The organism is Micromonospora narathiwatensis (genome assembly GCF_900089605.1).
Lineage (GTDB): Bacteria > Actinomycetota > Actinomycetes > Mycobacteriales > Micromonosporaceae > Micromonospora > Micromonospora narathiwatensis.
The window spans coordinates 3,608,564-3,633,025 of record NZ_LT594324.1 but is presented as its reverse complement, the minus strand read 5'-3'; the positions used below and the strand labels follow the sequence as shown (position 1 = coordinate 3,633,025).

Below are 24,462 nucleotides of genomic sequence, written 5' to 3'. Positions count from 1 at the left end.
GGGCTGGCTGCGCTGCGCGGGCTGCTGGCCCGGCCGCTGGCCTCCTACTACCTGCTGCTCTCCAGCGCCGGCCTGCTGCTGCTGATCGGCCTGACCATGGTCTTCTCGACCACCAGCGTGCGGGATTTCGCCACGGGCGGCGACGCGTCGGCGTCGCTGGTCCGGCAGTCGGTCTTCGCGGTGATCGGCATCGTGGCGTTCTGGGCCTGCCAGCGGCTGCCGGCCCGGACCTTCCGGGCGCTGGCCCGGCCGGCCCTCGGCGTGGCGGTGGTGCTGCTGCTGATCCTCAACCTGCTGGTCGCCCTGGAGGCGCTGTTCCGGGTGGAGTCGATCGGCCCGCTCAAGGCCGACCTGCTCTGGCTCTTCCTCGGCCCGGTCACCATCCAGCCGGTCGAGGTGGCCAAGTTCGCGCTGGTGCTCTGGGGTGCGCACGTGCTGGCCCGCAAGGGCGCCACGCTGGGCTGGTGGAAGGAGCTGGCCACCCCGCTCTTCCCGGTGGTCGGCCTGCTCTTCGTGCTGGTCGGCTACAACGACCTGGGCAGCATGCTCTGCCTCCTCGCGCTGGTGGTCGGCCTGCTCTGGGCGGCCGGCGTCCGGCTCCAGGTCTTCGCCGCGCTCACCGGGGTCGGCCTGGCCGGCGTCGGCCTGCTGGTCGCCGCCGCCTCGCTGGGCGCCGGCTCGGGATCGCGGGACGCCGACAACTACCGGTTGGCCCGCCTCACCATGTTCGTCAACCCGCCCGATCCGAAGGAGTGCTTCGAGAGCTGGTGCTACCAAACCGTCCAGGCCCGCAGCGCCATCGACCATGGTGGCTGGTTCGGGGTCGGCCTGGGCAAGAGCACCTTCAAGTGGGACTGGCTGCCCGAGGCGCACAACGACTTCATCTTCGCGATCGTCGCCGAGGAACTGGGCGTGGTCGGCTGCACCGTGCTGCTGGTGCTCTTCGCCGTGCTGGCGTACACCGGGCTGCGGATCGCCCGGCGGGTGGAGGACCCGTTCCGCCGGCTCGCCGCGGCCGGCGTCACGGCCTGGCTGGTCGGCCAGGCGGTGATCAACATCGGTGGGGTCACCGGACTGCTGCCGCTGACCGGCGTGCCGCTGCCGTTCATCTCCGACGGCGGCAGCGCCCTGGTGGTGACCCTCGCGGCGGTCGGCATGCTCGCCTCCTTCGCCCGCGCCGAGCCGGACGCGGCCCGAGCCCTGCATGCCCGTCCACCGGCCCGATGGGTCCGACTAGTCTGGGCCCCGTTGCCGCCGCTTCCCGGCCGGCGTCGCCGGCCGGCGACGCCACCGCCGGACCGAGGGTCCGTACCCCGGTCCCGGACGCGGCGCTCCGACGACCAGGCCGCTGCCCGCGGCCCACGGCCGGGCCGGACGCGCGCCGGCACGGCGAGCGAGAGGAGACGCTGATGGGTCCGCTGCGTTCGGTGGTGCTCTGCGGAGGGGGTACGGGTGGGCACATCTACCCGCTGCTCGCCTTCGCCGACTGCCTGCGCCGACACGACCCGAGCGTCCGGATCACCTGCCTCGGCACACCCAAGGGCCTGGAGAACGAGCTGATCCCGCCGGCCGGCTACGACCTGCGGCAGATTCCGGCCTACCAGCTGCCCCGCTCGATCAACATGAGCCTGGTCCGCACCCCGGACCGGATGTGGAAGGCGGCCCGCGCGGCGGGCAAGGTGATCGACGAGGTGCGGGCCGACGTCGTGGTCGGCTTCGGGGGGTACGTCTCGGTGCCCGGCTACCTGGCCGCGTGGCGGCGCGAGCTGCCCATCGTGATCCACGAGGTGAACGTGCCGCCGGGCGTGGCCAACCGGCTCGGGATGAAGTTCACCAAGAACGTCGCGGTGGGCTTCCCGCACCAGCCGTCGCAGGCGGAGTCGCTGCGCGACGCCCGGGTGGTCGGGGTGCCGCTGCGCCGGGGCATCGCCGGCCTGGACCGGGCCGCCATGCGCAACGCCGCCCGGGCCCACTTCGGACTCCGCCCCGACCTGCCGGTGCTCTTCGTCGCCGGCGGCTCGCAGGGCGCCCGCTCGATCAACCTGGCGGTCTCCGGTGCGGCCAAGGAACTGGCCCGCAACGGGGTGCAGGTGCTGCACGTGATCGGCGCGCGCAACGAGCCGGTCTCCGTCCCCACCGACCTGCCGGTGCCGTACGTGACCCTGCCGTACCTGTCCGAGATGGAGCTGGGCTACGCCGCCGCCGACCTGATGCTGGCCCGGGGCGGCGCGATGACCTGCGCCGAGGTGGCCGCGATCGGCCTGCCCGCCATCTACGTCCCGTACCCGCACAGCAACCAGGAGCAGAAGCGCAACGCGCTGCCCGTGGTGGAGGCCGGTGGCGGGCTGCTCGTGGACGACGGCGAGCTGACCCCGGCCTGGCTGGAGCGGACGGTGATCCCGCTGGTCCGGGACCCGCAGCGGCTCGCCGCGATGGGTGCCGCCGCGGCCGCGTACGGCCGGCGCGACGGCGACGTTGCCCTGCTGAACTTCGTCTACGAGGCGGTGTCCCGATGAGCGGCGCCGCGACCGGAAGGTACCTGGCATGAACACCGCGCAGTTCACCCCCGCCGGCACCATGACCGCGGAGGACCTGGGCCGGATCCACCTGATCGGGGTGGGCGGGGTCGGCATGAGCGGGCTGGCCCGGCTCTTCCTCACCCGGGGCCTGCCGGTCTCCGGCAGCGAGCTGCGGGAGTGGCCGTCCCTGGCCGGCCTGCGGGCGCTGGGCGGCACCATCCACATGACCCACGAGGCGGCCAACCTGGACGGCGTGGACACGGTGGTCTACTCCTCGGCGATCCCGCAGGACCACCTGGAGATGGTCGAGGCGCGCCGGCGCGGGCTGCGGGTGCTGCACCGCTCCGAGGCCCTGGCCGCGGCGATGACCGGCCGGCGGACGGTCGCGGTCGCCGGCACGCACGGCAAGACCACCACCACCTCGATGGTCACCATGGTGCTCCAGCAGGCCGGCACCGACCCGTCCTTCGTGATCGGCGGGGAGATCTCCGAGGTCGGCTCCGGCGCGCACCACGGCACCGGTGAACATTTCGTGGTCGAGGCGGACGAGAGCGACCGCTCGTTCCTCATCTACCGCCCGTACGTCTCGATCATCACGAACATCGAGGCGGACCACCTCAACACCTACGGCGACCTGGCCACCCTGGAGGCGGCGTTCGCCGAGTTCGCCCGGCTCACCGACCCCGACGGGTTCATCATCACCTGCGCCGACGACCCGGGCGGCCGGCGGCTGGCCGACACGCTGCGGACCGAGGGGCGCCGGGTCTGGACGTACGGCGAGTCGCCCGACGCCGACCTGCGGCTGAGCGGGATGGCCTCGTCCGCCCAGGGGGTGCGCTACCTGGCCGAGATCGAGGGCCGGTCGCTGGGCGAGATCCGGCTGCCGGTGCCGGGGCGGCACATGGGGCTCAACAGCGCCTCCGCGGTGCTCGCCGCGTACCTGCTGGAGCTGCCGATCGAGGCGGCCGAGGCGGCGCTGGGCGCGTTCCCCGGCGTGCGGCGGCGCTTCGAGCGCAAGGGCGTCGCCGACGGCGTGCTGGTCTACGACGAGTACGCGTACCACCCGACCTCGATGACGCTGGCCCTGCAGACGCTGCGCGAGGTGGCCGGCGAGGGCCGGCTGATCGTGGTCTTCCAGCCGTACCGGCTCTACCGCACCCGGGATTTGCAGGCGGAGATCGCCGCCGCCCTGGGCATCGCCGACGAGTTGGTGCTGCTGGAGGTGTTCGGCCCGGGCGAGCTGCGCCAGCCGGGCGAGGGCTCGGTCGCGCTGGTCGGGGCGGTGCCGCTGCCGGCCGACCGGAAGGTCTTCGTCGAGGCGTGGGACGACGTGCCGGCCGAGGTGGCCCGCCGGGCCCGACCGGGCGACGTCGTGGTGACCATGGGCGCGCCGCCGATCTCGCTGATGGGCGACCAACTGCTCGACGCCCTGCTGGCCCGTACCGGTGGGGCGGGCGACGCGGCGGCGGTCGGCACCGGCGTCGGCCCGGACGGCGCGGCGACCCCGGCCGGATGAGCCCCGGCCCGGCCCGTGGCCGGACCCGTGGGCAGGACGGCGGGACCGGCCGGCGCAACCCGGCGCGGCGGTGGCAGCTGGTCCGGGCCGGCGCGGACGCGGTGCCGCCGTCCACCCGGCGGTTCATGGCGCGGGCCCGCCAGCGCCGGATGCGGGCGGCGCTGCCCTGGGCGGTCACCGTCGCCGTGCTCGCCCTCGCCGGGCTGGTCGCCTGGACCGTGTTGGGCACCGGCCTGTTCGGCGTACGCGACGTGCGGGTGGTCGGCGCGCGGCTGGTCACCCCGGTCGAGGTACGCGCCGCCGCGGCCGTCCCGGACGACACGCCGCTGGCCCGGGTGGACCTGGCGGCGACCGCCCGGCGGGTAGGCGCGCTCGCTCCGGTGGAGCGGGCCACGGTGGAGCGGGAGTGGCCGGACGCGCTGGTGATCCGGGTGGTGGAGCGGACCCCGGTGGCGGCGGTCCCGCAGGGCGACGGGTACGCGGTGATCGACCGTACCGGGGTGGTCTTCCAGAGCGTGCCCCGGCTCCCGGACGGGTTGCCGGTGATCCGGGTCGGCAGGCCGGCCCCGGACGACCCGGGCACCCGGGCCGGGCTGGCGGTGCTCGCCGCGCTCGACCCGCGGTTACGCGCCGAACTGGTCTCCGTGGACGTGGCCGGGCTGGCCCGGATCAGCCTGCGGCTGCGCGGCGACCGGACGGTGGTCTGGGGCGACGCCACCCGGGGCGCGGACAAGTCCAAGGTGGCCAGCGCGCTGCTCGGTCGGAAGGCCGACACGATCGACGTCAGCGCGCCGGACGTGGTCACCTTCCGATGATCCGCCGGTCAGGAAAGTGAGCCGTCCCGCTCCGGCTGGCGACACGCCGGAAGGGTCCTTGGCTCATCGCGCAGCGGCGCATACCTTGCCCCGAAGAGATCAGTGGTTGACATAGCTCTAAGCCTCTAGTAGAGGGTGAGGGTTTCGGTCGTCGGCCTCGTCGGGCAAAGCAATGCTCCACCGCTGGTCAGGCCAAGCCGTGTGGGGTCGGCCCATGCCAATCTCGAAGGGAAAGGACCGGAGATGACACCTCCGCACAACTACCTGGCGGTCATCAAGGTCGTCGGCATCGGGGGCGGCGGCGTCAACGCCGTCAACCGGATGATCGAGGTTGGGCTCAAGGGCGTCGAGTTCATCGCGATCAACACCGACGCGCAGGCGCTGCTGATGAGCGACGCCGACGTCAAGCTCGACGTCGGCCGGGAACTGACCCGGGGGCTGGGCGCCGGCGCGAATCCGGACGTCGGCAAGAACGCCGCCGAGGACCACCGCGACGAGATCGAGGAGGTGCTCAAGGGCGCCGACATGGTCTTCGTGACCTGCGGCGAGGGCGGCGGCACCGGCACCGGCGGCGCGCCGGTGGTGGCGAACATCGCCCGCAAGCTCGGCGCGCTCACCATCGGCGTGGTCACCCGGCCGTTCTCGTTCGAGGGCAAGCGCCGCCAGGTGCAGGCCGAGGCGGGCATCGAGGAGCTGCGCAACCAGTGCGACACCCTCATCGTCATCCCGAACGACCGGCTGCTCGCCCTCGGCGACCGCAACATCTCCATGATGGACGCCTTCCGCACCGCCGACCAGGTGCTCCTCTCCGGTGTCCAGGGCATCACCGACCTGATCACCACGCCGGGTCTGATCAACCTGGACTTCGCCGACGTCAAGAGCGTGATGAGCGGCGCCGGCAGCGCGCTGATGGGCATCGGCAGCGCCCGCGGCGAGAACCGTGCCGTGGAGGCGGCCGAGGCGGCCATCTCCAGCCCGCTGCTGGAGCAGAGCATGGACGGCGCGCGCGGTGTGCTGCTCTCCATCGCCGGCGGCTCCGACCTGGGTCTGTTCGAGATCAACGACGCCGCGCAGCTGGTCACCGACGCGGCGCACCCGGACGCCAACATCATCTTCGGTGCGGTCATCGACGACGCGCTCGGCGACGAGGTGCGGGTGACCGTGATCGCGGCGGGCTTCGACGGGGGCGCGCCCGCGTACAAGGCGGTCGAGCCGGCCCGCAAGTCCAACCAGAACCAGCCGGCCCAGGCGAACACGCCGGTCACGCCGCCGACCACCATGAGCACCCCGCAGCAGTCGCCGCGTCGGGTTCTCTTCGACGACGTCGACGTGCCCGACTTCCTCAAGAACGGGTCCTGAGCCGCGCCGATGACCGACACACCTGCCCCGGTGCGACCCGACCGCCGCGCCGAGCTGGCGGCCGGGCTCGCCCGGATCCGTACGCGCATCGCCGACGCCTGCGTGGCCGCCGGCCGGGACCGCGGCGCGGTGACCCTGGTCGCGGTTACCAAGACGTACCCGGCCGGCGACGTGGTGGCCCTGGCCGGGCTCGGGGTGACCGACGTGGGGGAGAACCGCGACCAGGAGGCGGCGCCGAAGGCGGCCGAGGTGGCGGCGGCCGGGGTCACGCCGCGTTGGCACTTCATCGGGCAGTTGCAGCGCAACAAGGCCCGGTCGGTGGTCCGGTACGCCGACGTCGTCCAGTCGGTCGACAGCGGGCGGCTCGCCGCCGCGCTCGACGCCGCCGCCGCGGCGGCCGGCCGGGACCGGCCGCTGGAGGTGCTGGTGCAGGTGAGCATCGACGGGGACCCGACCCGGGGCGGGGCGCTGCCGGACTCGGCGGATCCCGACCGGGGGCTCGATCCGGTGGCCGAGGCGGTCGCCGGCGCCGGGGCGCTGCGACTGGGCGGGCTGATGGCGGTGGCCCCGCTGGGCTGGGAGCCGGAACGCGCGTTCGCCCGGCTGGCGGCGGTGGCGCAACGGTTCCGCGACCGGCATCCGGAGGCGACCGTGCTCTCGGCCGGGATGAGCGGCGACCTGGAGGCCGCGATCGGCTACGGCGCGACACATGTCCGCGTCGGGAGCGCGTTGCTCGGAATGCGCCCCACGCTGCGGTAGCCTGGCCGCGAGAGAAGCAAATTACATCAGTGTGGTTAGGAGCGGCGTTCCCGCAGCCCGGGGGCCGTGGTGGGCGGACCGCGAACCGCCTGCCGGGGATTGCCGATCCGGTCCGGTGGGCATTTGGTGCCCACTCGTGATCAAGCGACACGGCACGGGGGCGCGTGCCGCACGGCGGACGGAAGGGCGCGGGGATGGGTGCACTGCGCAAGGCGGGGGTCTGGCTCGGGCTCGTCGAGGAGGACGACGAGCGGGCGTACGAGGACGGTGGCTACGACAAGGGTGGCTACCGGGACTCGCGCTACCGGTCGAGCCGGTACGCGGAGGAGTTCGCCGACGACGAGGACGAGGAGTCCGAGGAGCCGCCGGTGAGCCGTTCCCGGCTCGGCGACCGTGGCCGGCTGTCCGAGCGCGCCGCGAGCCGCGCCGTGGACACCGACCGGGCCGAGGTCGAGCGTGAGCGCGAGCGCCCGGAGCGGACCGAGCGGTCCAGCGTCCGGTCCATCACCCGTTCCGGCGCCGGCGAGACCTCCGGGGCGCTGACCTACCACACCCGGGACAACCTCGCCCTCGCGCCGCAGGTGCAGTCGCGGGAGCGGGCGGTGGTGGCCGAGGAGGAGCAGCGCTACCAGATCACCACCCTGCACCCGACCACCTACCGCGAGGCCCGCACCATCGGCGAGCACTTCCGGGACGGCGTGCCGGTGATCATCAACCTCACCGAGATGGACGAGGCCGACGCCCGCCGGTTGGTGGACTTCGCCGCCGGGCTCGCCTTCGGCCTGCGCGGTACGATCGAGCGCGTGACCAACCGGGTGTTCCTGCTCTCACCGGCAAATGTGCAGGTCACCGCGGAGGACAAGGCCAAGATCGCTGAGGGCGGCTTTTTCAGCCTGAGCTAGCCCGCTCGACCGAGGGACGTCGCCTGCCGTGTTGTCGATCCTGTTCCAGGTGCTCTACCTGATCGCCTACTTCTTCCTGCTCGTGCTTTTGGCCCGTTTTGTCCTCAGCGCCGTGCTGGCCTACGGCCGTCGCTGGCAACCCGGGCGGGGCGCCTCCGCCGGACTGGAACTGGTGTGGAGCGTCACTGATCCCCCCCTCCGCGCGTTGAGGCGGGTGATCCCACCACTGCGAATTGGTACCGTGAGCATCGACCTGGCCTCGCTTGTGCTCCTGGTTATCCTGTTCGTGCTGATGGAGCTCGTGTTTAGGCGGCTGTTCCTGGCATTTGCCTGACCAGCGCGCTTTCGCGGCCGCAACTGACCCGAGGAGTTTCGATGCCGCTGACCCCGGCCGACGTCCACAACGTCGCCTTCAAAAAGCCGCCGATCGGTAAGCGGGGGTATGACGAGGAGGAGGTCGACGCCTTCCTGGACGAGGTCGAGCGCGAGCTCGCCCGTCTGATCGAGGAGAACAACGAGCTGCGCGCCCAGGTGGAGCGCGGCGGTCGGGGCGGCGCTCCCGCCGGCCCCGGCGGCGACGCCCGGCTCGCGGCGGAGCTCAACGACGCCAAGGCCCAGCTCGACCGGGTGCAGCGCGACAAGGCGGCCGCCGAGCAGGCGGCCCGGGCGATGCAGGCCGAGCTGGAGCAGGTCCGCGCCCAGGGCGGCCCGGCTGCCTCCGCCGCCGACGGCGAGCAGCAGGCGCTGCGGGTGCTGATGATGGCCCAGCGCACCGCCGACGACCACGTGTCGGACGCCCGCCGCGAGGCGGACACGCTGCTCTCCGAGGCCCGCGCCAAGGCCGAGGAGGTCACCCGCGAGGCCCGCGCCAAGGCCGACGCCCTCGAGCGGGACGCGCGCCAGCGGCACCAGGAGGCCATGGGCGGCCTGGACGCCAAGCGCACCGCGCTGCAGAAGCACATCGAGGAGCTCAAGCAGTTCGAGCGCGAGTACCGCACCCGCCTCAAGGCGTACCTGGAGAGCCAGCTGCGTGACCTCGACGGTCGCGGCCAGGGCCTCGAGGTCGAGATCAACCGCGGCGAGGGCAACCGCGCCGCCGGGGGCAGCAACGGGCTCGCCGCCGCCGGCCTCGCCGGCTCCTACGGCGGCGGTCGCGCCGGCTCGCTCGAGTCCGGCCGCTGATCCCGCGGTCGGTGGCCGTCGGTTGACGGCCGCGCCGACTGCGCAGACCGACACGACGCGGCGGGGGTGAGTCGTGATATTCGCCAGTGTCCTGCTCATCCTCGTCGCGGTCGTGCTCCTGGTGGTCGGGTTGGCCAACGGGTCCAGCCCGCTGCTGACCACCTCCATCGCGGCCAGCCTGCTGGCCGCCGTCGCCCTCGTCGCGGCTGCCCGCCAGGCGGCCGCCAACCGGGCCACGGCGGACCGCGTGACCGGCCCCCGCAGCCGGACCGAACCGGCCGGCACCCCGTACGTGGCCCGGCCCGGCGAGCCGGAGATCCCCGTTCAGCACATCCCGTCGACGGTCGGTGCCGGTGGGTCCGGGTGGCGGCAACCGCCCGGCTCCCCGGTCGCCGACCCGAACGAACCGTCGGCCACCGACCCGTACGCCCCGCCCGGCCAGCGGGAGCCGTCCGACGGCGTCGGCGACGACCCGGCGCCCACCTCGCCAGGCGGCGGGGAGCCGTTCGACGACGAACCGACCCCGCAGCACGTGTCGCCGGCCGATCTGGTCCGGCTGGCCCGGCTCGACGACGCGGTCCGGGTGGTCGACGGCCACCCCCGGTTCCACCTGCCCGAGTGCCCCCACCTGCTGGGCCGGGACGACGAGGCGTTGCCGGTCGCCGAGGCGGTCGGGCTCGGCTTCACCCCGTGCGCCCGCTGCGCCCCCGCCACCGTCCTGCTCGCCGACGCCGAGCCTGCCTGATCATGGCTGCCGTGGACGACTCGCTCACCGTCGCCGTCCGGGTGAAGCCCGGCTCTTCCCGTGCCCGGGTCGGCGGGCGGCACGACGGCCCGCACGGGCCGGCCCTGGTCATCGCCGTGACCGCTCCCGCCGTGGACGGTCGCGCCACCGAGGCGGCCCGGCGGGCCCTCGCGGACGTCCTCGGTGTCCGGCCCGCGGGGGTCTCCCTGCGGGCGGGTGCGGCCAGCCGGGACAAGCTCTTCCTGGTTGAGCGCCCGGCTCCCGGGCTGCCCGAGGTGCTGCGTCGGCTGCGGGACGGATCGGCCGAGTGAGGACCGCCCGGGCCGGCCGCGGATGACCCCCGGGCTCGATCTCGCGCTGCTGCTCGGCGCGGCCGTGCTGCTGGTCGCGGTGGGGGCGGTGCGCTTCTCCACCCGGCTCGGCGTGCCGAGTCTGCTGGTCTACCTCGCACTGGGGGTCGCGATCGGCGAGGCCGGGCTGGGCATCCGGTTCCACGACGTGGAGCTGACCCGGGTGCTCGGGTTCTGCGCCCTCATCGTGATCATCGCGGAGGGCGGGCTGAGCGCGCGCTGGAGCACCCTGCGCCCGGTGCTCGGGATGGCCACCGCGCTCTCCACGGTCGGCGTGCTGGTCAGCATCCTGGTCGTCGGTGCGGTGGTGCACCTCCTGCTCGGGCTGGACTGGCGGCTGGCGCTGCTCTACGGCGCGGTGCTCTCCTCCACCGACGCGGCGGCCGTCTTCGCCACCCTGCGCCGGCTGCGCCTGCCGCCTCGGCTGGTGGCCACCCTGGAGGCCGAGTCGGGCATGAACGACGCCCCGGCGGTGATCCTGGTGCTGCTGCTGTCCCGGGACGCCGCGGCCGGCCACCCCTGGTGGTACGAGGTCATCCTGGTCGGGTACGAGCTGGGTGTCGGTGCCGCCGTCGGGGTCGCCGCCGGGATCACCGGTCGGTACGCGCTGCGCCGGGCCGCGCTCCCCTCCGCCGGCCTCTACCCGATCGCGGTGGTCGGTTTCACGGTGCTGGCGTACGCGGTCGGCTCGGTGCTGCACGCCTCGGGCTTCCTCGCCGTCTACGTCGCGGGCGTGCTGCTCGGCAACGCCCGGCTGCCGCACCGGCAGGCCATCCTCGGGTTCGCCGACGGGTTGGCCTGGCTGGCCCAGATCGGCCTGTTCGTCCTGCTGGGCCTGCTGGTCGCCCCGGGCCGGCTGGGCGAGGCGGTGCTGCCGGCGATGGTCACCGGGCTGGCCCTGGTGCTCCTCGCCCGTCCGCTGTCGGTGGCGATCTCCGCGCTGCCGTTCCGGTTCCACCCGCGCGAGCAGCTCTTCCTGTCCTGGGCCGGGCTGCGCGGCGCGGTGCCGATCGTGCTGGCCACCATCCCGCTGTCGCTCCGGGTGCCCGGGGCGGACCGGCTTTTCGACGCGGTCTTCGTGCTGGTGGTGATCTTCACGTTGCTCCAGGCCGGGACCCTCGCTCCGGCGGCCCGCCGGCTCCGGGTGACCGCGCCGGCCGAGGCCGCCGAGATCCGGGTCGAGACGGCTCCGCTGGAACGGATGCGGGCCGACCTGCTCCAGTTGGAGGTGCCGGCGGGGTCCCGGCTGGGCGGGGTGCACGTGGACGAGTTGCGGCTGCCGGTGGGCGCCTCGGTGACCCTGGTGCTGCGCGACGGGGCGGGCTTCGTACCCGGCCTGGGCACCCGGCTCAAGGTCGGGGACAGCCTGCTCATCGTCGCCACCGCCGAGGTACGTGACGAGGTGGAGCGGCGGCTGCGCGCGGTGAGCCGTCGGGGTCGGTTGGCCCGCTGGTTTGGCGAGTACGGCGAGGACCGGGACGACTGATCTGCTAGCGTTCCCTTTGCCCCGATTGATGGGTGTTCGGGGCTGAATCGCGGTGCGACGGTGCGGCACGTTGTCGGACGCCTGTACGTTCCGTATTCTTGCCACCCTCCGGAGTGCACGGCCCGAGTGGCCGTGCGCCCGTTTTGTACACGGGGGACACCGGTGCCGGTCTCCCCTGCCCGGGCACCGCCGACCGCCGCGCAACGCGGCCGAGGGAGCTGACGATGGCGAAGCCAGTCGACACCAGGACCGCCGGCCGAAAGCCGGTGGCGAAGGCCACCCGCAGCGCGGCGGAGACCGAGAAGATCCGGGCCGCCCTGGCGGCACGGCGGGACGAGTTGAGTGCCGAGTACGATCAGACGCTGAGCGAGATCACCGAGCTGCAGCGCGATCGGCTGACCGACTCGGCCGGGGACGACCAGGCCGACACCGGCACCAAGACGTTCGAGCGGGAGCAGGAGATCTCCCTCGCCAACAGCATCAAGGAACGGATCACGCAGGTCGAGCGCGCTCTCGAGCGCCTCGACGAGGGCGGGTACGGTTGGTGCGAGCGGTGCGGGAACCCGATCCCGGTGGAGCGGCTCGCCGCGTTCCCGTCGGCCACCCTCTGCGTGACCTGCAAGCAGTTGGAGGAGCGACGCTGAGGCACGCTCCCGGCGGCTTGACCGCCAGACGGTGAGGGTCACCGTCGCAACGCGTCGATGGGGAGCAGATGACCGCAGCACCGCCCGCCGGGTCCGGCACCACTGAGTCCGGGCGTGGCACGCCCCGCCGCCGGGCGGTCGGGGTCCTCCTCGGCGTCGCCCTGTTCTCGCTCGTCGCCGACGTGATCACCAAGCAGCTCGCGCTCTCGGAGCTCACCGGCCGGGGCCCGGTGTCGCTGCTCGGCGGCACGGTCTACCTCACCCTGACCCGCAACAGCGGCGCGGCCTGGAGCATCGGGTCCGGCCACACCTGGGTGTTCCCGCTGATCACCTTCGGGGTCATCGCCTGGATCGGCTGGATGGCGCTGCGGCTGCGTTCGCTGCCGTGGGCCGTCTCGCTCGGGCTGGTGCTCGGCGGGGCGCTGGGCAACCTGACCGACCGGATCTTCCGGGCGCCCGGGCACTTCGTCGGCCACGTGGTCGACATGGTCAGCCTCTTCGACCCGTACGGGCAGGTGTGGCCGGTGTTCAACCTGGCCGACAGCTCCCTGGTGTGCGGGGTGATCCTGGCCGTGCTGCTGGAGCTGACCGGCCGGCAGCGCGACGGCGGCCGGGCCGGCGCCGAGGCGGCGGAGCCCGTCGCGTCCACGTCCGCCGAGGCCGCCCCCGGTGGCGAGCAGCGGGGGCGGGCGTGACCTCGGCCTTCGCCACGGGTGGCGACCACCGGTCCCTGCCGGTCCCGGACGGCCTCGACGGGATGCGGCTCGACCAGGCCGTCGCCCGGCTCTTCGGGCTCTCCCGGACGGCCGCGGCGACCCTGGTCGACTCCGGGGACGCGCTGGTCGACGGCACGGCCCGGGCCAACTCGCACAAGGTCAAGGCCGGCTCCTGGCTGGAGGTGACGCTGCCCGCGCCGGACGCCCCGCCGACCGTGGTGCCGCAGGCCGTGCCGGGGCTGACCGTGGTGCACGCCGACGACGACATCGTGGTGGTGGACAAGCCGGTCGGGGTGGCCGCCCACCCGAGCCCCGGCTGGACCGGCCCGACCGTCATCGGCGGGCTGGCCGCCATCGGCCACCGGATCTCCACCAGCGGCGCCGCCGAGCGGCAGGGCGTGGTGCACCGGCTCGACGTCGGCACCACCGGGATCATGGTGGTGGCCAAGAGCGAGCCGGCGTACACCGCGCTGAAGCGGGCCTTCAAGTACCGCGAGGTGGAGAAGCGCTACCACGCCGTGGTGCAGGGCCACCCGGATCCGCTGTGCGGCACCATCGACGCGCCGATCGACCGGCACCCGCACCACGACTACCGCTGGGCGGTGGTCTCCGGCGGCAAGCCGAGCATCACCCACTACGACACCCTGGAGGCGTTTCCGGCCGCCAGCCTGCTCGACGTGAAGCTGGAGACCGGGCGTACCCACCAGATCCGGGTGCACTTCTCCACGCTGCGGCACCCCTGCGTGGGCGACCTCACCTACGGCGCCGACCCGACGCTCTCGGCCCGGCTCGGGCTGGCCCGGCAGTGGCTGCACGCCCGTTCGTTGAGCTTCCTGCACCCGCGCACCGGCGTGGAGGTCACCTTCGTCAGCGACTACCCGGACGACCTGGCCCGGGCGCTGGAGATCCTCCGCGACTGACCCGTCCCGTACCCGAACCGCCCACCGCCCGACGAGGGGAAGCAGCACCGTGTCCGCCGACGTGTCGCCGCGCCCGTCCCGGCGCCGACCGTCGCGGTCCGGCCCGCTCACCTGGATCGCGCTGGCCTGCGCGCTGGCGGTACTGGCCGCCGGGCTCTGGGAGCGCCGGCGCGAGCCGGTCGCGGACCGCACGGTCGGCGAGGTCACCCGGGTCGGTGTGGCGGACGGCGACTCGATCCCGGACTACCGGCGCCGGGCCGCCGCCGAGCTGACCGCCCTGGCCGCACCGGCCACCCCGGGTCCGGGCGACTGGGCCCTGGTCTCGTTCGCGGCGTACCTGACGCCGGCCCGGTTGGCCGAGACGCTGGGCGGCACCCCGGTCGCCGAGGTGGTCGCCCGGCTGCCGCTGCCCGACCGGCAGACCGAGATCGTCCGGATCGCCGCGATGCGCCTGCCCGACGACGTGGTCGCCGGGATGGTCGAGGTGGCCACCCGCAAGGACCGGGAGGCCGCCGACTACCGGGCCCGCGCCGCCGCCCCGGCGGCCACCGCCGACGCCGAACTGCGTCGGGTGTACGACACGGGCGCGGCGGTCTCGGCCCGGGAGGCGGACGCGTACCGGTCGGGCTGCGCCTGCGTGTACGCCGCCGTGGTCCGGGACAGCCCGGACGCGCTGCGGGCCCTGGCCGACCACCCCGGCGTACGGGTGGTCGACGCCGCGCCGGAGGTGCGGCGGCTGGACCGTACGGTGTTCACCCCGCCGCTGCCCGAGCAGCAGGACGTCGTCCGGCCACCGGCCGACACCGGACTGGCCGACCCGGAACCGGGCGATTCGTCGGAAGCCGCACCGACGGTGAGCGGGTCCTCACCGTCCTCCGGCCGCTCGCCGACCGGTGCGGGACCTCCGAACCCCGCCCCCACCTCCTGAGACACGTTCGTCGACCGGTCGCCGGCCGGACCGGTGGTGGGCAGGAACACCCGGGGGATGTGCGAAGCAGGGTGTGGTCCGAATAGGGTTTCGTTCGTAGCCTGTCAGGCAATGATCGATGGTGCTGGGGAGGGGCGGAGCCGTGGACGGCAGCGAGACCGGCTGGGGTCGGCAGGCTGAGCCGGCACCGCGATGGCGGGCGCTGCTCGACCGGGCCCGGCTCGGCGGTCGCGGCGTGGAGCAACACGCCGAGACGGACCGCCGCGCCGAGGAGTACCCACCGCAGCCCCCCGAGCCGATGCCCCGGCGTGGCGGCGGCACCGGGTGGACCGGCCGGGCCCAGCCCGTGGGGCCACCCGCCGAGCCCGGGTACGGCGCCGAGCCGCCCTACCGCGCCGAGGCGACCTACCGGGTGGAGCCGGCCTACCGGGCCGACCCGGGCTACGGCGCCGAGCCGCCGTACCAGGGGGCGCCGACGTACCGCACCGAGCCGGAACAGCGCGGCGAGCCGTCGTGGCGGGCCGAGCCGACGTACCGGGCCGACCCCGAGCCGGCGCGCGGTCGGGGCACCGCCTCCGTGGATTCCCGGTACGCGCTGCTCGACAACGGCCACCGGGCCGACCCGTCCCCGCCCGAGTCCCGGTACGCGCTGCTGGACCGGGGCCGCTACCGCCCGGAGGACCACCAGCCCGCGGAGCTGGCCCCGCCGGCCGCCGACGGCTATCCGGCCCCGCCCGCGCCGACGTACCCGGCCCCGCCGGCCGCCGACGGCTACCCGGCGCGGGTCGAGCGGGCCCGGGTCGAGTGGCGCGCCCCGGAGCCGGACAACGGGCTGGAGCGGGCCACCGGGGTGCTCCGACGCGAGCTGGGCGGCCCCCGGGTGGTCGCCTTCGCCAACCCGAAGGGCGGGGTGCACAAGACCACCGCCACCGTGCTCGCCGCCGCGACCGTGGGCAGCGTACGCGGGCGCGGGGTGCTCGCCTGGGACGACAACGAGCTGCGCGGCACCCTCGGGCTGCGGGCCGGCAGCGCCCGGCACGCCCGCACCATCCGGCACCTGATCCACGATCTCGCCCAGATCGAGATCCTGGAGGGCAACACCCTGCTGGAGCACCTCGACGACTACCTGCGGCACGCCTCCGACGGCTCGTACGACGTGCTGGCCGGCGAGGAGAGCCCCCGGTTCGCCCAGCGGCTGGACCAGTTCACCGTCAAGCGGGTGCTGGAGCTGCTGCGGCGTACCCACGAGGTGGTCTGCGTGGACACCGGCAACAACGTGGAGAGCCCGAACTGGCGTACCGTCATGCAGGCCGCCGACCAGCTCGTGGTGACCACCGTGCCGCGCGAGGACGCGGCGTTCAGCGCGGACTGGATGCTCGACCTGCTGCACGAGGTGGGCATGGGCGAGCTGGCCGACAACGCGGTGACCCTGATCTCCTGCCCGACGCCGGGGCGCAGCACGTTGCAGGACGACCTGGAGCGGCACTTCGCCACCCGGACCCGGGCGGTCGCCGTGGTGCCCTACGACCCGGCGCTGGAGACCGGCTCCTCGATCGAGTACCACCAGCTCCAGGCGGAGACCCGGCATGCCTGGCTCAAGGCCGCCGCGGTGATGCTGGAGCCGTTCACCCGTTGACCGCCGCCCCACGCCGGGCCGCCGCCTGAGAGGATCACCGGGTGAGTCCGGACACCCCTGATCCCGAGCGGGACGCCGACCGTCCCGGCCCCGCCGACCGCCTGTCCGGCGGTCCGGCGGGCGGCTACCGTCCCGCGTCGGGCCCCGACCACCCGGCCACCGACGGGTCGCCGGCCACGGGCGACCTCCCCGGATGGCCGGCCGGCCTGCCGGCGCCCGCCGGGACCCCGGTCCCCGCGCCCGGCGCGGACCCACTTGCCGGGCATCCCGGGCTGGACCCGCTCGCCGGGCCTCCCGGCGTCGTCTGGGCGGCACCCGGTGAGCCGTCCACCGCCGCCGGTCGGGGCCGGCCGCTCTGGATCACGCTCGGCGTGGCCCTCGTGCTGACCGGGCTGGGTGCGCCACTGGGGCTGCTCTGGGCGGCAGTGGCGCCGGGCACCCCGGTGCGGAAGACCGCCGAGGGTGCCATCTACGCCACGTCGCAGCCGGAACAGCCGATCGCCGCCGACGGCTGGTTCAGCCTGCTCGGGCTCGGCTTCGGCGTGCTCGCCGCGATCGCGCTGTGGTTCCTGCTGCGCCGCCGACGCGGCCCGGTGGGCCTGCTCGCCGGGGCCCTGGGCGGCCTCGGCGCGGCCCTGGTGGCCTGGCAGCTCGGCCGCCGGGTCGGGCTGGGCACCTACCACCGGCTGCTGGAGACCGCGCCGGACGGGGCCGCCTTCACCAAGCCGGCCGACCTGCGGGCCGGCGGCGTGGACTGGTATCTGCACGTGCTGCCGGTGCCGTACGGCAACCTGCTGCTGCCCGCGTTCGGCGTGGCCGTGGCGTACACCCTGCTGGCCGGCTGGTCGCGGTGGCCGTCGCTGCGTCCGGAGCCCGACGACGACGGCGGCTGGCCACCGGTCGGCCCCGAGCTCAGTTCGGCGTCGGAGGACCCGCCAGCTCGTTGAGCGGGACCGGGACCGCCCGGACGTGGCGCAGCAGCGCCGTCTCCCGGTTGAGCAGCCGCAGCTCGGCCCGGAGCCGGGCCGCGGTGTCGTCGATGGCGAGCAGGCGCTGCCGGTCGGCGACGGTCAGCGCGGCGGTGGCGGCGACCAGGTGCGACAGCACGGTGGGATCCTCCGGGAGCTGCTCGGAGATCTCCTGCGGATCCGGCCGGACCAGGCCCAGGTACTGCCGGAAGACCGAGATCACCCGGGCGGCGAGCAGGTCGGCGACCTCGTCGGTGCCGGCCGGTTCGGGCAGCCACTCCACCTCGGCGGTCAGGTACGGCGCGGCGGCCTCGTCGACTCCGGCGATGCGGAACCGCCGCCGGCCCACCGTGACGATGTCGAAGCCGCCGTCGGCCAGCTCGGTGACCTGCCGCAGCTCGGCGGTGCAGCCCACCTCGTGCAGGGTCACCTCGCGTCCGGCCCGCTCCGCGCCGAGGGCCACCTCCCAGCCGGCCTGGATCGCCACCACCCCGAACTCCCGGGGCGCGCCCTCCGGCAGCCCGACCAGGTGGCGCACCAGTGCCCGGTAGCGCTCCTCGAAGATGTGCAGGGGGAGGACCAGCCCGGGGAAGAGGACCGTCCCGAGCGGAAACACCGGCAGCCGTGCGGTCACGCGGTTGAGCGTAGCCCGACCGCGCCGGGGCGGCGTGTCCCGGCTCACCGTCCCGCCGTGCGGGCGGCGCCGGTCGGCCCGGCGCCGGCCCGCCTAGACTCGCAGGGGTGTTGACTCGGATCGACCTGCGCGGCGCGACCCACGACCCGCGCCGCCTGCTGCCCCGTGCCCAGCTCGACGTGTCGGTGGCCGTCGAGCGGATCCGTCCGCTGGTGGAGGCGGTCCGGGAGCATGGCTACCGGGCGATCCGGGAGGCGAGCGAACGGTTCGACGGCGTGTCCCCGGAGCGCCTGCGGGTGCCGGTGGAGACGATCCGCGCCGCCGAGGGGACGCTCGACCCGCAGGTCCGCGCCGCGCTGCTGGAGTCGATCAGCCGGGCCCGGCGGGTGCACGCCGACCAGCGCCGCGCCGACCACACCACCCAGGTGGTGCCGGGCGGCACGGTGACCGAGCGCTGGGTGCCGGTCGACCGGGTCGGCCTCTACGTCCCCGGCGGCCTGGCCATGTACCCGTCGACCGTGGTGATGAACGTGGTCCCCGCCCAGGCGGCCGGCGTCCGTTCGCTGGTGGTGGTCAGCCCGCCCCAGCAGGACAACGGCGGCCTGCCCGACCAGCGGGTCCTGGCCGCCTGCGCGCTGCTCGGCGTCGACGAGGTCTACGCGGTCGGCGGCGCCCAGGCGGTGGCCATGCTGGCGTACGGCGCGACCGTCGACCCGGACGGGGCCGAGCGCTGCGCGCCGGTCGACCTGGTCACCGGGCCGGGCAACATCTGGGTCACCGCCGCGAAGCGGCTGCTGCGCGGGGTGGTCGGCATCGACGCCGAGGCCGGCCCCACCGAGATCGCCATCCTCGCCGACGACACCGCCGACCCGGCGCACGTCGCCGCCGACCTGATCAGCCAGGCCGAGCACGACCCGCTCGCCGCCAGCGTGCTGGTCACCCCGTCGGTGGCGCTCGCCGACGCGGTCGACGCGGAGCTGGCCCGGCAGGTGCCGGCGGCCAAGCACGCCGAGCGGATCACCACCGCGCTGCGCGGCGAGCAGAGCGGCGTCGTCCTCGTCGACGACCTCGAGGCGGGCCTGCGGGTGGTCGACGCGTACGCGGCCGAGCACCTGGAGATCCAGACCGAGCACGCCCGCGACTGGGCGATGCGGGTACGCAACGCCGGGGCGATCTTCGTCGGCGCCTGGTCGCCGGTGTCGCTCGGCGACTACTGCGCCGGCTCCAACCACGTGCTGCCCACCGGCGGCTGCGCCCGGCACTCCTCCGGGCTCTCCGTGCAGTCCTTCCTGCGCGGCATCCACCTGGTCGAATACACCCAGGACGCGCTGCGCGAGGTCGCCCCGCACGTGGTCACCCTGGCCGGCGTCGAGGACCTGCCGGCGCACGGCCAGGCGGTCAGCGTCCGTTTCGCGGGAGAGATCGCGTGACGACCCTCGACGACCTGCCGATCCGGGACGACCTGCGCGGGCTCACCCCGTACGGGGCGCCGCAGCTCGACGTGCCGGTCCGGCTGAACACCAACGAGAACTCCTACCCGGTGCCCGAGCCGGTGGTGGACGCGATCGCCAAGGCCCTCGCGGCCGAGCTGCGCGACCTCAACCGCTACCCGGACCGGGACGCGGTGGCGCTCCGCGCCGACCTGGCGGCGTACCTCGGCCACGGGCTCACCGTCGACCAGGTCTGGGCGGCCAACGGCTCCAACGAGATCCAGCAGCAGCTGCTCCAGGCGTTCGGCGGTCCGGGGCGCACCGCGCTCGGCTTCACCCCGGCGTACTCGATGCACCCGCTGCTGGCGCTCGGCACCGGCACCGGCTGGGTCCCGGCCGAGCGGGGCGTCGACTTCGGTCTCACCGCCGACGAGGCGGTCGCCCAGGTCCGGGCGCACCGGCCCGACGTGGTCTTCCTCTGCTCGCCGAACAACCCGACCGGCACCGCGCTCGACCCGGCCGTGGTCGCCGCCGTGCTCGACGAGGCGCCCGGCATGGTGATCGTGGACGAGGCGTACGCCGAGTTCGCCCGGCCCGGCACGGTCAGCGCGCTCGCCGTGCTGCCCGGCCACCCCCGGCTGGTGGTCACCCGGACGATGAGCAAGGCGTTCGGCTTCGCCGGCGGGCGGCTCGGCTACCTGGCCGCCGATCCGGCGGTGGTGCGGGCGGTGCAGCTCGTGCGGCTGCCGTACCATCTCTCCGCGCTCACCCAGGCCGCCGCCCGCGCGGCCCTCGCGCACCGCGACGCCCTGCTCGGCACGGTCGCCGCGATCATGGCGCAGCGCGACCGGATCGTGGCGGAGCTGCGCGCCCGGGGCCACCGGGTCGCCGACAGCGACGCCAACTTCGTGCTCTTCTCCGTCGGCGGCGACCAGGCCACCGCCTGGCGCACCCTGCTCGATGCCGGCGTTCTGGTCCGCGACGTCGGCCTGCCCGGCTGGCTGCGGGTCACCGCCGGCACCCCCGCCGAGACCGACGCCTTCCTCGCCGCCGTGGAGAAGCTCTCGTGAGCGCGCGTGGAGTGCGGCGGACGAGGCCCGCAGCCGCGATCGAAAGGCAGGCAATGAGTCGCACCGCCCGGATCGAGCGGGTCACCAAGGAGACCAAGGTCCTCGTCGAGATCGACCTGGACGGCACCGGCAAGGCCGACATCGAGACCGGCGTCGGCTTCTACGACCACATGCTCAACCAGATCGCCCGGCACGGCGGCTTCGACCTCACCGTGCACACCGTCGGTGACCTGGAGATCGACGCCCACCACACCATGGAGGACACCGCGCTCGCCCTGGGCGCCGCGTTCGACCAGGCGCTGGGCGACAAGGCCGGCATCCGGCGGTACGGCTCGGCCACCGTCCCGATGGACGAGGTCCTGGTCCGGGCCGCGGTCGACCTCTCCGGGCGGCCGTACGTGGTGCACGACGAGCCGGCGCTCGCGCCGTACATCGGGCCGGTCTATCCGACCAGCATGACCCGGCACATCTGGGAGTCGTTCGGCCAGGCCGCCCGGATCACCCTGCACGTCGACGTGCTGCGGGCGGCCCGTCCCGGTGGCCACCCGGACGCCCACCACGTCGTCGAGGCCCAGTTCAAGGCGGTGTCCCGGGCGCTGCGCGAGGCCACCGCGATCGACCCGCGGGCGCGGGGCGCGATTCCCAGCACGAAGGGTGCGTTGTGATGAAGGCGGTACTGCCGACGCTGCTGCTGATCCTGGCCGGGGTGCTGGTCGGCGGGACGTGGTCGCTCTACCGCCAGGGGGCGTCGCGCGCTGCTGTGGTGATCACCGGGCTGCTCGCCGCGCTGGCCACCGCCGGTGGGCTGCTCTGGCTGCTACCCGGGGAGGCGTGATGGGCAAGCGGATCGTGGTGCTCGACTACGGCTCGGGGAACCTGCGCTCGGCCGAGCGCGCGCTGGAGCGGGCCGGCGCGGACGTCACCGTGACCGACGACCTGACCGCCGCCGCCGAGGCGGAGGGCCTGGTGGTGCCGGGCGTCGGCGCGTTCGCGGCCTGCATGGCCGGGATCGAGGCGCTGGGCGCCGGCCCGGTCATCGCCGAGCGGGTGGGCGCCGGCCGTCCGGTGCTCGGCATCTGCGTGGGGATGCAGGTGCTCTTCGAGCACGGCGACGAGCACGGCGTGGTCACCAAGGGGCTCGGGCTGCTGCCCGGCGGGGTGACCCGGCTGCCCGCCGAGCGGTTGCCGCACATGGGCTGGAACACGGTCCACCCGCCGCGGGGCTCGGTGCTCCTCGCCGGGCTGCCGGCCGACGCCCGGTTCTACTTCGTCCACTCCTACGGGGTGACCGACCCGACCGGGCTGGCCGCGGCCGGGGCGGCGGTGACCACCACGACGCACGGGACCGAGTTCGTCGCCGCCGTGGAGCGGGGTCCGCTGTCGGCGACCCAGTTCCACCCGGAGAAGTCGGCCGACACCGGCGCGATCCTGCTGCGCAACTGGTTGGCGACGCTGTGAGCGCCGGGAGAGCCACCCGGTCGGGAGGCACGGTGACCGGCGGGACCGCGCTCGGCGCGGGCGTGGTGGCTCGGTGAGCAAGGAGCGGGCCCGCCGCCGGGAGGCCCGTGAGGCCCAGCTGGCGGCCGAACGCGCCGTCCGCCGGCGGCGGGTGGCCCGCCGGGAGTGGCGGCGGGCCGTGGTACGCCGGCTGACCCCGACGCTGCGGCGCGGCCGTACCGGCCGGCTGGCCCGGCACACCCGGGGCGAGCGCGCCGCGATCGTGCTGCTCACCGGGCTGGCGCTGGCCGGCATCTGGAGTTTTGTCGACGACCTGGCGCTGCGGCTGGCGCTGGTCGTGTTGTTGCTGCTGGTCCTGCCGGCGATCGTGGTGATCGCCCTGGACCGCCGTACCTGAGACGAGGAGAAGAGCTTGAGCCTCACCCTGTTGCCCGCCGTGGACGTCGCCGACGGTCAGGCCGTCCGGCTCGTGCAGGGCGCCGCCGGCAGCGAGACCGCGTACGGCGACCCGCTGGAGGCGGCCCTCGCCTGGCAGGCCGACGGCGCGGAGTGGATCCACCTGGTCGACCTGGACGCCGCCTTCGGCCGGGGCGCCAACGCCGAGCTGCTCGCCGAGGTGGTGGGGAAGCTGGACGTCAAGGTGGAGCTCTCCGGCGGGATCCGGGACGACGCGTCGCTGCGGGCCGCCCTCGCGACCGGGGCGGCCCGGGTCAACATCGGCACCGCCGCGCTGGAGGACCCGCAGTGGTGCGACCGGATCTGCGGCGAGTACGGCGACCGGGTGGCGATCGGGCTGGACGTGCGCGGCCGTACCCTCGCCGCCCGGGGCTGGACCCGCGAGGGCGGTGACCTGTACGAGGTGCTGGAGCGGCTGGACAAGGCCGGTGCCGCCCGGTACGTGGTCACCGACATCACCAAGGACGGCACCATGCGCGGGCCGAACCTGGACCTGCTGCGCGAGGTCTGCGCCCGCACCGACGCCCCGGTGATCGCCTCCGGGGGCGTCTCCACGTTGGACGACCTGCGCGCCCTGGCCACCCTGGAGCCGGTGGGCGTGGAGGGCGTGATCGCCGGCAAGGCGCTCTACGCCGGGGCGTTCACCGTGGCCGAGGCCCTCGCCACGCTGCGGGCCGCCGGGTGACGGCCGTCACCCGGCTCGGCTCGGGCGGCCCTTGGGAGGCCGCGTACGGCTACTCGCGGGTGGTCCGGGCCGGGCGCCTGGCGATCACCGCCGGCTGCACCGCCACGGTCGACGGGCGGGTGGTGCACGTCGGGGACGCGGCGGCGCAGACCGCCGAGGCGTTGCGGATCGGCCTGGCCGCGCTGGCCGACGTGGGCGCGGGGCCGGCCGACGTGGTCCGAACCCGGATGTACGTGACCGACCGGAGCCACGCCGACGAGGTGGGCCGGGCGCACCACGCCGTGTTCGGGGCGGTCCGCCCGGTGGCGACGATGGTGGTCGTGGCCGGGCTGATCGACCCGGATCACCTGGTGGAGGTCGAGTTGGAGGCGTACCTCCCCGGCCGCTGATCCGCCAGCCGCCTGTGACGCGGGACTCGTTCCGGGCGGTCGGCCCGCTCGGGCCGGCCGCCGGGCGGGACGGGTTGGATAGGCTCGCGGCATGACGGTGGCGGTACGGGTGATCCCGTGTCTGGACGTGGACGCCGGGCGGGTGGTCAAGGGGGTCAACTTCCTCGACCTGCGCGACGCCGGTGACCCGGTGGAGCTGGCCGCGGCGTACGACCGGGCCGGCGCGGACGAGCTGACCTTCCTCGACGTCACCGCCTCGTCCAGCGATCGGGGGACCATGCTCGACGTGGTCCGGCGCACCGCCGAGTCGGTCTTCATCCCGCTCACCGTCGGCGGTGGCGTACGGGCGGTCGCCGACGTCGACACCCTGCTGCGGGCGGGCGCGGACAAGGTCGGGGTGAACACCGCCGCGATCGCCCGGCCGGAGTTGATCGCCGAGATCGCCGACCGGTTCGGCCGGCAGGTGCTGGTGCTCTCCCTCGACGTACGCCGGGCGCCGGGCGGCACCACGCCGAGCGGTTTCGAGGTGACCACCCACGGCGGTCGCCGGGGCACCGGCATCGACGCGGTCGAGTGGGCCCGGCGCGGCGCCGAGCTGGGCGCGGGGGAGATCCTGCTCAACTCGATGGACGCCGACGGCACCAAGGCGGGCTTCGACCTTCCGCTGATCCAGGCGGTCCGGGAGGTCGTCGAGGTGCCGGTGATCTCCAGTGGTGGTGCCGGCGCGGTGGCGCACTTCCCGCCGGCGATCGGCGCGGGCGCCGACGCGGTGCTCGCGGCGAGCGTCTTCCACTTCGGCGAGCTGACCGTCGGCGAGGTCAAGGACGCGCTGCGCGGCGCGGGCCACCCGGTGCGCTGACCCGTTCCGTCGGGCGACCCCGGCCCCGGTCCCGCC

The 24,462-nt window shown here is 74.7% G+C and carries 28 protein-coding genes; 27 read left to right on the top strand and 1 reads right to left on the bottom strand.

Features of this window, described 5'->3' with window-relative positions:
• The first annotated feature begins 3 nt into the window (after positions 1 to 3).
• From GA0070621_RS15380 to GA0070621_RS15295, 18 genes are all read left to right on the top strand, one after another.
• Positions 4 to 1,410, top strand: a complete 1,407-nt coding sequence (locus GA0070621_RS15380) for an FtsW/RodA/SpoVE family cell cycle protein (protein WP_197674057.1) — start codon at positions 4 to 6, stop codon at positions 1,408 to 1,410.
• On the top strand, positions 1,410 to 2,516 hold the full coding sequence (murG, locus tag GA0070621_RS15375) for an undecaprenyldiphospho-muramoylpentapeptide beta-N-acetylglucosaminyltransferase (RefSeq protein ID WP_091196137.1): 1,107 nt from the start codon (positions 1,410 to 1,412) through the stop codon (positions 2,514 to 2,516). The genes GA0070621_RS15380 and murG overlap by 1 nt, the downstream gene beginning before the upstream one ends.
• Positions 2,517 to 2,544: 28 nt before the next feature.
• Positions 2,545 to 4,035 (top strand): UDP-N-acetylmuramate--L-alanine ligase, encoded by a 1,491-nt coding sequence (gene murC / locus GA0070621_RS15370; protein WP_091196135.1) that lies wholly within the window; start codon positions 2,545 to 2,547, stop codon positions 4,033 to 4,035.
• Positions 4,032 to 4,850 (top strand): cell division protein FtsQ/DivIB, encoded by an 819-nt coding sequence (locus GA0070621_RS15365; protein WP_091196134.1) that lies wholly within the window; start codon positions 4,032 to 4,034, stop codon positions 4,848 to 4,850. The genes murC and GA0070621_RS15365 overlap by 4 nt, the downstream gene beginning before the upstream one ends.
• Before the next feature lie 243 nt (positions 4,851 to 5,093).
• Positions 5,094 to 6,209, top strand: coding sequence for a cell division protein FtsZ (gene ftsZ / locus GA0070621_RS15360; protein ID WP_091196132.1), 1,116 nt, complete (start codon positions 5,094 to 5,096; stop codon positions 6,207 to 6,209).
• A 9-nt stretch (positions 6,210 to 6,218) separates the two neighbouring features.
• Positions 6,219 to 6,968 (top strand): YggS family pyridoxal phosphate-dependent enzyme, encoded by a 750-nt coding sequence (locus tag GA0070621_RS15355; protein WP_091196130.1) that lies wholly within the window; start codon positions 6,219 to 6,221, stop codon positions 6,966 to 6,968.
• A 194-nt stretch (positions 6,969 to 7,162) separates the two neighbouring features.
• A complete protein-coding gene (locus GA0070621_RS15350) occupies positions 7,163 to 7,870 on the top strand; it encodes a cell division protein SepF (protein ID WP_091196129.1) in 708 nt (235 codons plus the stop codon).
• 28 nt (positions 7,871 to 7,898) lie between these two features.
• Positions 7,899 to 8,204 carry a YggT family protein gene (locus GA0070621_RS15345; RefSeq protein WP_091196127.1) on the top strand — a complete coding sequence of 102 codons (306 nt, stop codon included), beginning with the start codon at positions 7,899 to 7,901 and terminating at the stop codon, positions 8,202 to 8,204.
• A 41-nt stretch (positions 8,205 to 8,245) separates the two neighbouring features.
• Entirely contained in the window at positions 8,246 to 9,052 is an 807-nt protein-coding gene (locus tag GA0070621_RS15340) for a DivIVA domain-containing protein (RefSeq protein WP_091196125.1), read from the top strand.
• Positions 9,053 to 9,125: 73 nt separating this feature from the next.
• Positions 9,126 to 9,797, top strand: a complete 672-nt coding sequence (locus GA0070621_RS15335; protein WP_091196122.1) for a hypothetical protein — start codon at positions 9,126 to 9,128, stop codon at positions 9,795 to 9,797.
• 2 nt (positions 9,798 to 9,799) lie between these two features.
• The gene (locus GA0070621_RS15330; RefSeq protein WP_091196117.1) at positions 9,800 to 10,108 is read left to right on the top strand and encodes a DUF167 domain-containing protein; all 309 of its coding nucleotides are present in this window, start codon (positions 9,800 to 9,802) and stop codon (positions 10,106 to 10,108) included.
• 22 nt (positions 10,109 to 10,130) lie between these two features.
• Positions 10,131 to 11,633, top strand: a complete 1,503-nt coding sequence (locus GA0070621_RS15325; protein WP_091196114.1) for a potassium/proton antiporter — start codon at positions 10,131 to 10,133, stop codon at positions 11,631 to 11,633.
• A gap of 224 nt (positions 11,634 to 11,857) precedes the next feature.
• Positions 11,858 to 12,277 carry a TraR/DksA family transcriptional regulator gene (locus GA0070621_RS15320; RefSeq protein ID WP_091196111.1) on the top strand — a complete coding sequence of 140 codons (420 nt, stop codon included), beginning with the start codon at positions 11,858 to 11,860 and terminating at the stop codon, positions 12,275 to 12,277.
• 68 nt (positions 12,278 to 12,345) lie between these two features.
• Positions 12,346 to 12,972 (top strand): signal peptidase II, encoded by a 627-nt coding sequence (lspA, locus tag GA0070621_RS15315; protein WP_091196108.1) that lies wholly within the window; start codon positions 12,346 to 12,348, stop codon positions 12,970 to 12,972.
• Entirely contained in the window at positions 12,969 to 13,913 is a 945-nt protein-coding gene (locus GA0070621_RS15310) for an RluA family pseudouridine synthase (protein ID WP_091196105.1), read from the top strand. Before lspA ends, GA0070621_RS15310 begins: the two co-directional genes overlap by 4 nt.
• Positions 13,914 to 13,962: 49 nt before the next feature.
• Positions 13,963 to 14,841, top strand: a complete 879-nt coding sequence (locus GA0070621_RS15305) for a hypothetical protein (RefSeq protein ID WP_167666940.1) — start codon at positions 13,963 to 13,965, stop codon at positions 14,839 to 14,841.
• A gap of 118 nt (positions 14,842 to 14,959) precedes the next feature.
• The gene (locus tag GA0070621_RS15300; protein ID WP_197673904.1) at positions 14,960 to 16,477 is read left to right on the top strand and encodes an AAA family ATPase; all 1,518 of its coding nucleotides are present in this window, start codon (positions 14,960 to 14,962) and stop codon (positions 16,475 to 16,477) included.
• Positions 16,478 to 16,518: 41 nt separating this feature from the next.
• Complete coding sequence (locus tag GA0070621_RS15295) at positions 16,519 to 17,424, top strand: DUF2567 domain-containing protein (RefSeq protein WP_091196099.1); 906 nt, start codon at positions 16,519 to 16,521, stop codon at positions 17,422 to 17,424.
• On the opposite strand, the gene GA0070621_RS15290 is transcribed toward GA0070621_RS15295, so the two are convergent.
• On the bottom strand, positions 17,390 to 18,079 hold the full coding sequence (locus tag GA0070621_RS15290; protein ID WP_091196097.1) for an LON peptidase substrate-binding domain-containing protein: 690 nt from the start codon (positions 18,077 to 18,079) through the stop codon (positions 17,390 to 17,392). The two genes, GA0070621_RS15295 and GA0070621_RS15290, sit on opposite strands and share 35 nt — an antisense overlap.
• 107 nt (positions 18,080 to 18,186) lie before the next feature.
• Here GA0070621_RS15290 and hisD point away from each other — a divergent pair, with 107 nt between their 5' ends.
• The 9 genes from hisD (at position 18,187) to hisF (ending at position 24,426) form a co-directional block, all read left to right on the top strand.
• A complete protein-coding gene (hisD, locus tag GA0070621_RS15285) occupies positions 18,187 to 19,509 on the top strand; it encodes a histidinol dehydrogenase (protein WP_091196094.1) in 1,323 nt (440 codons plus the stop codon).
• Complete coding sequence (locus GA0070621_RS15280; protein ID WP_091196091.1) at positions 19,506 to 20,579, top strand: histidinol-phosphate transaminase; 1,074 nt, start codon at positions 19,506 to 19,508, stop codon at positions 20,577 to 20,579. The genes hisD and GA0070621_RS15280 overlap by 4 nt, the downstream gene beginning before the upstream one ends.
• A gap of 53 nt (positions 20,580 to 20,632) precedes the next feature.
• Positions 20,633 to 21,244, top strand: coding sequence for an imidazoleglycerol-phosphate dehydratase HisB (gene hisB / locus GA0070621_RS15275; RefSeq protein WP_091196087.1), 612 nt, complete (start codon positions 20,633 to 20,635; stop codon positions 21,242 to 21,244).
• Positions 21,244 to 21,414, top strand: coding sequence for a hypothetical protein (locus tag GA0070621_RS30015; RefSeq protein WP_167666939.1), 171 nt, complete (start codon positions 21,244 to 21,246; stop codon positions 21,412 to 21,414). Before hisB ends, GA0070621_RS30015 begins: the two co-directional genes overlap by 1 nt.
• Complete coding sequence (gene hisH, locus GA0070621_RS15270; RefSeq protein WP_091196084.1) at positions 21,414 to 22,037, top strand: imidazole glycerol phosphate synthase subunit HisH; 624 nt, start codon at positions 21,414 to 21,416, stop codon at positions 22,035 to 22,037. The genes GA0070621_RS30015 and hisH overlap by 1 nt, the downstream gene beginning before the upstream one ends.
• 73 nt (positions 22,038 to 22,110) lie before the next feature.
• A complete protein-coding gene (locus tag GA0070621_RS15265; protein ID WP_091196082.1) occupies positions 22,111 to 22,434 on the top strand; it encodes a hypothetical protein in 324 nt (107 codons plus the stop codon).
• Positions 22,435 to 22,449: 15 nt separating this feature from the next.
• Positions 22,450 to 23,178, top strand: a complete 729-nt coding sequence (priA, locus tag GA0070621_RS15260) for a bifunctional 1-(5-phosphoribosyl)-5-((5-phosphoribosylamino)methylideneamino)imidazole-4-carboxamide isomerase/phosphoribosylanthranilate isomerase PriA (protein ID WP_091196079.1) — start codon at positions 22,450 to 22,452, stop codon at positions 23,176 to 23,178.
• Positions 23,175 to 23,567: a RidA family protein gene (locus GA0070621_RS15255; RefSeq protein ID WP_091196076.1), complete on the top strand. Its 393-nt coding sequence runs from the start codon at positions 23,175 to 23,177 to the stop codon at positions 23,565 to 23,567. The genes priA and GA0070621_RS15255 overlap by 4 nt, the downstream gene beginning before the upstream one ends.
• Positions 23,568 to 23,658: 91 nt before the next feature.
• Positions 23,659 to 24,426: an imidazole glycerol phosphate synthase subunit HisF gene (hisF, locus tag GA0070621_RS15250; protein ID WP_091196073.1), complete on the top strand. Its 768-nt coding sequence runs from the start codon at positions 23,659 to 23,661 to the stop codon at positions 24,424 to 24,426.
• Positions 24,427 to 24,462 lie beyond the last annotated feature (36 nt).